Consider the following 9,264-nt stretch of genomic DNA (forward strand, 5'->3'; position numbering starts at 1 on the left):
TAGCAATAGTTGTAAACTGACTATTTAAATACTGACTCACCGCTTCTATTTTTTGGCGGCGGCTCACTGCAAGCGTCAAGCTCTCTGGCGGCGCTACAGATATTTGCTTATCAATTGAGTTTTCACGTTTAAAGGCACCATTTTTAGCTGTAGCAAAATAAGTCACACCTTTTGCAGGCCAATGAATAACGCCAAGCACAGGATGATTATTTTCAATCAATGCAATGTTTACTGCAAAGTCGCCACTTTCTAAAATAAATTCGCCTGTACCATCCATCGGATCGAGCAACCAATAACNCGCTGCCAGTCCTGTCTGTCGGCGAGTGCAGGTATAGGTGTTTCTTCCGACATAATTGGGATATCGGGCGCAAGTGCTTTTAATCCAGCAACCAGTACGTCATTTGCTGCTAAGTCAGCTTTGGTAACAGGCGTATTATCTGATTTCTCTTGTTGGCCAATATCGCCTTTTTTATAAATGGCCATAATTGCATCGCCAGCACGCTCAGCTAATTCAATACACGGTTCGATTAATTTATTCATCGGCAGCTCCAGACGCTAAATACTTATCTAATAATAGCAAAGCTGCAACACTGCGTGCTTCGGTAAAATCTTCTTGGTCTAATAATGACTGCCACTGAGTTAATGGCCACTTAACAACAACAAGCGGCTCTGGTTCGTCGCCAATAAGGGTTTGTGGGTATAATTGCTTAGCAAATAAAATATGCATAGTGGCATTAAAGTAACTCGGCGCCATTGTTACTGTTCTTAATGGTTTAAAATACTCAGCACCAAAGCCAATTTCTTCTTTAAGCTCTCTGTTAGCAGCTTGCTCTGGCGTTTCGCCCGGATCGATTAAGCCTTTAGGAAAACCTAACTGGTAATCGTTTGTGCCCGCACAGTATTCACGTACAAGTAGTAATTCGTTGTCTGCACTTAACGGAACAATCATCACGGCTCCCCGGCCACCNCCGCCGCGAATTCGCTCATACTGGCGCTCTTCGTTATTAGAAAACTTTAGCTCTAAAGACTCCACAGTAAACAGGCGGCTTTTAGCGACAACATTGTTACTGAGGATTTGTGGTGGTGTTGGGTGCTTTTTCTGTGTCATTGGCGTTAATTTGCTATCATGGCAGTTAGTTCAATAATAAACCTTATAAGTTGAAATTCCTATGTTAAATTGGTCAAAAATCGATACCGTTTTGCTCGACATGGATGGAACATTACTCGATTTACATTACGACAGTCATTTTTGGCTTAACGTTATTCCTGCGCAACACGCATTAGCAAGGGGCATTAGCCTAGATGCAGCTAAAGCAGATATTTTAAAACGCTATCAAGCTGTGAGCGGTCAAATACAGTGGTATTGTTTAGATTATTGGGAGCAGCAATTAAGCTTGCCTATAATGGAGCTTAAACGAGAGTCTCAGCATTTAATTAAAATGCGCGAAGACGTACCTCATTTTTTAACTGAGCTTAAAAAAGCAGGCAAAGAGTTAATTTTACTTACCAACGCCCACCCTGAGAGTGTCATGCTTAAATTTGAGCATACAGCGATTGATAACTACCTAGATGGCGTAGTGTCTACTCATGAATATGGAGTAAGTAAAGAGCAACAAAGTTTGTGGCACCAAGTACAAAAAGACTTAGGGTTTAATAAGCAGCGCACTTTGTTTGTAGATGACAGTGTGCCGGTTTTGAATGCTGCACGAGAATACGGCATTGAGCACTTACTTGCAGTTGCTAACCCTGATAGCCAACAACCACATAACGAAATAGCCGATTACCTGAGTGTTACCGACTATCGTAAGATTATTTAACTCAACTTACGTGACTTAAATTTTTGGGTAACGCGCTTCTAGCCCTTGATATACTAACTTTGCAAAATCTGCATGTTCTGTATCAAGGCTTTTAACTACTTCAACTAAATGCTCGTTATCTTCTTGCCCGTTCCATTCTTTAATATAGCTACCATCTTTGTAACCGTGATCTTGGCGGAAAAAGTTTAACGTATTTTTACCTACGTAGCCGCGATATAAATCATCAATATCCATACCCATTTGCGCCATACAGCCGGCAAAGGCACCTGCATTAAACGTTTTATCAGCAACAGCAGACGCCGCTAATATCTCTAGTGTTTGTTTAAAGTCATCAGCTTGTTGAGCATTACTAAGCTCAGTTTCAAGTTGCTTTGCTAAGTCTTCGTAGCTAGTTTCACCGTCAATTCTAAGCGATAGACCAAAATGAAAAATATCAACCAACTCTAAAATAACTTGTTCAGTATCTGGTGTTTGTTTTTTCCACCATTTCCAACCATGATGATCTAGCATTTCAGCACACTCAACCCAAATAGCGCGGTACCATTCAAACCCTTGAGTAAACCATTGCTCATGTACTTTAGTATTCATGGCGTTTTGCATTTCTAGCATCACTACTAGCTTGTTTAAATTGGCAGACATATCAATTCCTGTCGTTTTGGTTGGCGTAATTTTCGTTGGTGTAATAATACAGATAAAATGCTGATTGTGCATTGCTGTATATTTTTATTAGTGTGCTAATTATGTTTATCGTGACGTCGTAAACTCATGCCATGAATCAATTAAATCAATGAAATCTTCAAAGCCACAACCACTACTTAAACCATTTTCTTCAAGCGCTAAATCGTCATCCTGATACGCTATTAGGTCTTCGCTGTCTTGATGAAGCGCATGGGCTTCAAATAATGCTTCGTCTTTCGTTAATATTAAATCTATTTCTTGGCCTTTTAGTGTTAGCGGCTCATAGCTTGAACTTACCGATGCAATAAGCGCTAGTACCATGGCTACTTTGTCTTTGCCTATTTCTTCGTTTAGCCAGCGACCAATAATAGCGTGTTCACTGCTTATTTTAATACGTAGCCCACTAATAGGGTCGCGAATAAATTGATATTCCATAGGGTTTGCCTGTAAATCTTTGATTGCGTAATTATATACGTAAACGCCCGTAAACCACAGGACATATAAAGTAAAATAGCGCCACATGGCGCTATTTTACTCAACTTTAAAACCGTTAACTTCGCGATCTATAACGCGCTGCGTCAATGATCGACCATAAGTAGATAATAGGCACAAGTACAAAGCCTACAAGCACATAAATTAGTGCGTAACTTATTATAATAGCGAGTGCAAAAAATATAGCCGCTAAAATACGCCCTTGCACTAACTGCCCTAAACCAGGAAAAAATATATTACATAATGCTGCGATTACGTTACCGCCAGAACCTTGATCTGCCATACTAACCTCTGTATTTATTTGATTTTATAATTATTTACTTACACACTTTATGCCAATTTATTAAAGCTTACAAATCAAATAGTTAAATTAGTCTAGATTTAGAGAGTTAGTAAATTTTGCTAACTTTAGGTCAAATTAGCAATTTTTGTTATGCGTTTACGCTTTTTATTCGCTTAGTTAATTAGCAAGTTACTCGTTTTGAACACTATTTTATAAATAGCTGTTTATAAAAACAGTATTTTATTTAGCCTAACAAAAACACCTGTTATACTGCCCACAATATTGATTAAAAAGGCGTAACGATGGACGTTTCACAATTACTCGATGGCTTAAATGACAAACAACGCGATGCCGTTGCAGCCCCACTACAAAACATGCTGGTATTAGCAGGTGCTGGGTCTGGTAAAACACGAGTGTTAGTTCATCGTATTGCGTGGCTTATGCAAGTTGAGCAAGCCTCCGCTTACAGTATTTTTGCAGTTACCTTTACTAATAAAGCCGCTAAAGAAATGCGTGGCCGCGTTGAAGAAACACTAAAAGCGCCTGTAGGTGGTATGTGGATTGGTACTTTCCATGGTTTATCGCATCGTATTTTACGTGCTCATCACCGTGAAGCTAATTTACCAGAAGCCTTTCAAATTTTAGACTCTGACGATCAGCTTAGAATGATCAAGCGCTTATTAAAATCGATGAATATTGATGATAAAAAATGGCCCGCTAAGCAATTTGGCTGGTACATAAGCGCCAAAAAAGATGAAGCACTTCGCCCTAAAGATATTCAAGCATACGATATTAATGAGCAAATGATGCTGCGTGTTTATGCCGCCTATCAAGAGGCCTGTGATAGAGCGGGCCTAGTTGATTTTGCTGAAATATTACTACGCAGCTACGAAGTGTTAAAAAATAACCCTACGTTACTGCGTCATTATCAGCAACGCTTCGCACATATGCTCGTAGACGAGTTCCAAGATACAAATACCATTCAATATGCTTGGTTAAAGTTACTTGCTGGCGATACTAACAGCATTATGATTGTAGGCGACGATGACCAAAGCATTTATGGTTGGCGTGGTGCTAAAATCGAAAACATTAAACGTTTTTTAACTGACTTTAGCGCAGAAACCATTCGTCTTGAACAAAACTACCGTTCAACCGCGACTATTTTGAAAGCGTCCAACGCATTAATTCAAAATAACTCAGAACGTATGGGTAAAAGCTTGTGGACCGACGGTAACGACGGCGAGCCAATCTCTATTTATGCAGCATTTAATGAGTTAGACGAAGCACGCTTTGTAAGTAGCAAACTACGAAGCTGGTTAAATGCAGGTAATGCCCTACAAGATGCCGCAATTTTATACCGTAGTAACGCGCAATCTCGTGTACTTGAGGAAGCCATGCTACAAGAAGGCTTAAAATACCGTATTTATGGTGGTATGCGATTCTTCGAACGACAAGAAATTAAAGATGCGTTGTCGTACTTACGCCTAGTGGGTAATCGTCAAGACGATGCCGCATTTGAGCGTGTAATTAATACGCCAGCACGCGGTATTGGCGACAAAACATTGAGCCATATACGCGACTGTGCACGAGCAGAATCGTTACCGCTTTGGTATGCCGCAAAAGCAATTGTAGAACAACAGCATTTATCTGGTCGTGCTTCTGGTGCAGTAAGTAAGTTTGTAGAACTAGTTGAACAAATAGAAGATAAAATTAGCGATCTAACTTTGCATGAGCAAGCCAAGTACACAATTCAAACCTCAGGCTTGATGGCAATGTACCAAGCTGAAAAAGGTGAAAAAGGCCGTGCTCGCGTAGAAAACTTAGAAGAACTAATTAGCGCATGTGACCAGTACGAACTTCCTGAAGACGAAGAATACAGCTCGCCTTTACAAGGCTTTTTAGCACATACATCACTTGAGTCAGGTGAAGGACAAGCAGAAGAGCACGAAGATGCCGTACAAATGATGACGCTTCACTCAGCTAAAGGATTAGAGTTTCCGTTAGTGTTTATGGTGGGCGTAGAAGAAGGCATGTTCCCTTCTCAGCAAAGTAACGAAGAGTCTGGCCGCTTAGAAGAAGAGCGCCGCCTTTGTTATGTAGGCATGACACGAGCAATGGATAAGTTATACATTAGCCATGCTGAGAGTCGCCGCTTATACGGGCAAGAAAAATACCATAGCCCATCACGCTTTTTACGCGAAATACCTGAGGACTGCGTAGAAGAAATTCGTATTAAAACACAGGTTTCTCGCCCGCCGGCCGCCGGGCGTTTTAGCGCATCAGTTAGCCATGCCGCATTTGAAGACAGTGGCTTTAACTTAGGGCAACGAGTTTTGCATGCTAAGTTTGGTGTTGGTACCGTACTTAATTACGAAGGCAGTGGCGCGCAATCTCGCGTACAAGTTAACTTTGACGACCTTGGCAGTAAATGGTTAGTAACGGCCTATGCACGATTACAAGCTGTATAAAGCACACCTAAATGAGTTAGAGCAACAATTAGCTGGCGCGTATCATCGTCAGCTAGTGTTGATCACGGGCAGCCCAGCTTGGTGTTATGAAATACTTAACTCATTAATAGATGAAAACAATACACTTGTTGTATCCAAGCAGTGCGCGATTAAAAATTCGTACTGGCCTACTCGCACACACCAAATTTTAGGGCAAGAATTTGCTCATGCTGTTTACGATGGTTTTAGTGGTTTGCACCCTGATAAACTTGCAGCACTTGCCGGCACCGTTAAAGCAGGCGGTATACTGTTTTTATTACTGCCTGAACTAGATGATTTAGCCTCTTGGCAAGATCCAGCATTAAGTACAGTGCAATCACACGGTCAGAGCATTGACTACAGCATATTTAATCAACGTTTCGCGACTATTATTAAACCGTTGCCCGCTTTTCACTTTAGTGAAAAAAATGGCTGTATTAGTAATAACGCTAGCTATGTAATGCATAATAAAATTGATTATGAGCCACAGCAAAACTGTATTGAGCAAATAGTAAAAGTAGCTAACGGCCGTGCCAACAGGCCTTTACTCATTAATGCCGATAGAGGTAGAGGTAAGTCGGCAGCACTTGGCTTAGCCGCGGCAAAACTAACTGATAAAAAAGTAATTATTTGCAGCACTCAGTTTAAAGCGACCCATAGCAGCTTTAAACATTTAGCCCAAGAGTTAAGCCTTCAATACAACGCTGAACATAAACAGGTCGCCAACTTGCACTACGTTGCACCTGACGCGTTATTAAACACACTACCTGAGTGCGATTTATTACTCATTGATGAAGCTGCAGCAATCCCTGTTCCGTTATTGCTAAAAATGCTAGCTCATTACCCTCGTATAGTATTTGCAAGTACACTGGTTGGGTATGAGGGCAATGGTAGGGGTTATACCATTCGCTTTAGTAACTATATTAAAGCGCACTATAAAGCCTCTAAAGTTGTACCGCTTGATGAGCCACTGCGTTTTGCTAAATACGATCCACTTGAGCAACACATTCGCACCTTGCTTGCACTCGATGCACAATATAAAGAGTTAAGTAGTAATCAATTAGAGCAGCCAGTTCATAGCGAAATAACTCAGCAATCCCTTGTAAACAATGAGCCTTTACTGCAACAAGTTATTGCCCTGCTTGCATTGGCTCACTATCAAAGTAGTGTAAACGATTTACGCCAACTACTAGACGCACCATCGCAACGAATATTCATCAGCAAAATTAACAATCAATTAATTGGCGTATGCTTAATTGCCATAGAAGGTGGTTTAAGTGAAGACCTTGCCCTACAGGTTATAAGCGGAGAGCGTCGCCCACAGGGTCACTTAATGGCTCAAACCCTCTCACATCTTAGTTTTAATAATGACTACGTAACACAGTTGTCTGCTCGCGTTGTACGAATAGCGATTGATCCGAGCTCTCACAATATGGGCTTTGGTAAAAAGCTACTTAGCTATTGCGAGTCGCAAGTAAAAAGCCAATGTAGTTGGTTTGGTGCAAGCTTTGGCGCAACAGCGCAGTTACTTAATTTTTGGCAAAACCAAGGGTTTGATACCGTAAAACTGGGTTATCAACGCGATAAAAGCACAGCTGAACATTCGGCGCTTGTGATTAAATGCTTAAGTAACAAAAGTGCAATTATTCAATCTTTGAAAAAGCAGTTTAAAGACGATTTTTTTTATGGGCTTTTAACACACTTTAAAACACTAGATTGGCAACTTGTAAGTATTTTAATTGAAGGATTTAGCGATGAGTTAGTAAGACCCGAGACTCGCGAACGATTAGCCTTGCTTGTAAACAGTAACTTCACTCAATTTAATATCTCTGCGACTCTTTGCCAGGTAGTGAATCAGTCTCCTTCTTGTATGTCTCAATTAACAGAGTCTGATAAACAACTTTTAATAAAGTTAGTACTTCAAAATGAATGTAATGAAAAAGTGATTCAACACTTAGGTTTATTAGGAAAAAAGCAGCTTGAGAATCAATTTAAACGTGCCATAAAAAACCTCACTAGTGCCATCTAATAACTCCTAGTTACCTATCTCTATTAAATCTTATCCATCTTTAAGCTATTTATTTAATTTGTTCTATCCTTAAAGCATTAACAGATAAATTAAGATAAAGGCATGGAATTAATAAACTTTAAAGTGGGCTGCAAAACAATTTCACTTAAAATACTCGATATTTTATTAACAGAGCGCTTTGACAATAATCTAACAACTTTACCCAACAATAATAAAAGCTTTATTGGTGTTAAAGATTATATGGATATACCAACGCCTGTGTTTGATTTAGGTATTATTTTAAATAATATCTCAACCGAACAAAGTAATGCGCATGTACTAAAACAACTAAGAACATGGCAAGAAAAACTATTAAGCTGGTTCAATACCCTTCAAAGTAACTTGCTAAATAGCTCGGCTTCTATTTCAAGCAATGATGCAGAACTACAAGATTTTGTTCTGTTTTACAAAGAGTTCAACACCGATAATGAAGACTTAAAACTAACAATGTCTCGACTTAACGAACCTTTCCAATCATTGCTAAAAACGGTAAAAGAAGCTATATCAGCTCATAATCAAAGCGATTATAAACAAGTATCAGCTCTGCTCGAAAAAATTAAGCGTAGTAACCTAATTCAGCTAGAGCGTTTATTCGAATCAGCTAAAGAGCAAATAACCTTAGACTATAAACCTATTATTGTTTTTACCACTAAAGACGGCTTAAACCCACACGTAGGGTTATTGGTAGATAAAGTCGAAGATAATATCGACTATAAAAAAGAAGACATTAAACCACTAGATAAGCTCACTGAGGTTGGTTTTGATCTAGACCCACAAACTAAAAATATGATGCGAGGATTAATCAAGCTTTCACAAAAGCACAGTGTATTAATTGATCCAAGCGTAATATTTAAACCAACACAACTAGAAGAATCTGAAAGTGAAGAAACTCAAGCTTACGGACTATTTTAAATAGTCTTTAGATTTGGTTATAAACTTTAGTACTGAAGTAAGGAGCTATTCTGCTCGACTTGTATATTTAGGTGAATTGGAAAGGCCTAGAGTGCGTAATGTTCGTTACTCCTCTATATTTCGCTTTTCTGCAGACGTAAAAAGCCCGAATCGTTAGATTCGAGCTTTTTAAAATGTAAAATCGGTGCGCGCAGTAGAGCCCACAGCAGTGGAGAGTCACAGTCCAAATACGCACTATCATTTCTCAAGCAGCTTATTATCGCGCTATTGCTGAGACTGGTGAGCTAAGTGGGCTTCTTAAAAGTAGTTCATGAGCTGTAATCGAATAAAGTAAGGGATATTAATGGGAGTGTAGGGTGTGATTTGTACGTTATTCACTCACACTCCACTTTTCTGTAGACGTAAAAAAGCCCGAATCGTTAGATCCGGGCTTTCTACAATTTGAAGCCTGGTAATGTCCTACTTTCACATAGCAAATGCTACACTATCATCGGCGCTGTTTCGTTTCACTACTGAGTTCGGCATGGA

Annotated in this window: 8 protein-coding genes and 1 pseudogene (1 of these 9 running past the window's edge); 4 read left to right on the forward strand and 5 right to left on the reverse strand. The window is 39.7% G+C overall.

Annotation, left to right across the window (positions count from 1 at the left end):
* Positions 1-540: pseudogene (cysQ, locus tag L654_RS01000000126075) on the reverse strand (3'(2'),5'-bisphosphate nucleotidase CysQ) (it extends 268 nt beyond the left edge of the window).
* A complete protein-coding gene (gene nudE, locus L654_RS0113420) occupies positions 533-1,108 on the reverse strand; it encodes an ADP compounds hydrolase NudE (RefSeq protein ID WP_024608200.1) in 576 nt (191 codons plus the stop codon). The pseudogene cysQ and the gene nudE overlap by 8 nt, the downstream one beginning before the upstream one ends.
* 61 nt (positions 1,109-1,169) lie before the next feature.
* On the opposite strand from nudE, the gene yrfG reads away from it, so the two are divergent.
* Positions 1,170-1,817, forward strand: a complete 648-nt coding sequence (yrfG, locus tag L654_RS0113425; RefSeq protein WP_007378908.1) for a GMP/IMP nucleotidase — start codon at positions 1,170-1,172, stop codon at positions 1,815-1,817.
* A gap of 15 nt (positions 1,818-1,832) precedes the next feature.
* Here the strand turns inward: yrfG and L654_RS0113430 are convergent, their stop codons facing one another.
* The 3 genes from L654_RS0113430 to L654_RS0113440 all read right to left on the reverse strand — a co-directional run bounded on the left by L654_RS0113430 (position 1,833) and on the right by L654_RS0113440 (position 3,270).
* A complete protein-coding gene (locus tag L654_RS0113430) occupies positions 1,833-2,456 on the reverse strand; it encodes a dUTP diphosphatase (protein WP_007586550.1) in 624 nt (207 codons plus the stop codon).
* Positions 2,457-2,561: 105 nt separating this feature from the next.
* Entirely contained in the window at positions 2,562-2,930 is a 369-nt protein-coding gene (locus L654_RS0113435) for a YacL family protein (protein WP_024590551.1), read from the reverse strand.
* Positions 2,931-3,045: 115 nt separating this feature from the next.
* Positions 3,046-3,270, reverse strand: coding sequence for a hypothetical protein (locus tag L654_RS0113440; RefSeq protein WP_002963009.1), 225 nt, complete (start codon positions 3,268-3,270; stop codon positions 3,046-3,048).
* A 302-nt stretch (positions 3,271-3,572) separates the two neighbouring features.
* On the opposite strand from L654_RS0113440, the gene uvrD reads away from it, so the two are divergent.
* The 3 genes from uvrD to L654_RS0113455 all read left to right on the forward strand — a co-directional run bounded on the left by uvrD (position 3,573) and on the right by L654_RS0113455 (position 8,736).
* A complete protein-coding gene (uvrD, locus tag L654_RS0113445; RefSeq protein WP_007586555.1) occupies positions 3,573-5,738 on the forward strand; it encodes a DNA helicase II in 2,166 nt (721 codons plus the stop codon).
* Positions 5,716-7,785 carry a GNAT family N-acetyltransferase gene (locus L654_RS0113450; RefSeq protein ID WP_024608201.1) on the forward strand — a complete coding sequence of 690 codons (2,070 nt, stop codon included), beginning with the start codon at positions 5,716-5,718 and terminating at the stop codon, positions 7,783-7,785. The genes uvrD and L654_RS0113450 overlap by 23 nt, the downstream gene beginning before the upstream one ends.
* Positions 7,786-7,887: 102 nt before the next feature.
* The gene (locus tag L654_RS0113455) at positions 7,888-8,736 is read left to right on the forward strand and encodes a hypothetical protein (protein ID WP_024608202.1); all 849 of its coding nucleotides are present in this window, start codon (positions 7,888-7,890) and stop codon (positions 8,734-8,736) included.
* The last annotated feature ends 528 nt before the right edge of the window (positions 8,737-9,264 follow it).

The organism is Pseudoalteromonas sp. TAB23 (assembly GCF_000498075.1).
Lineage (GTDB): Bacteria > Pseudomonadota > Gammaproteobacteria > Enterobacterales > Alteromonadaceae > Pseudoalteromonas > Pseudoalteromonas arctica.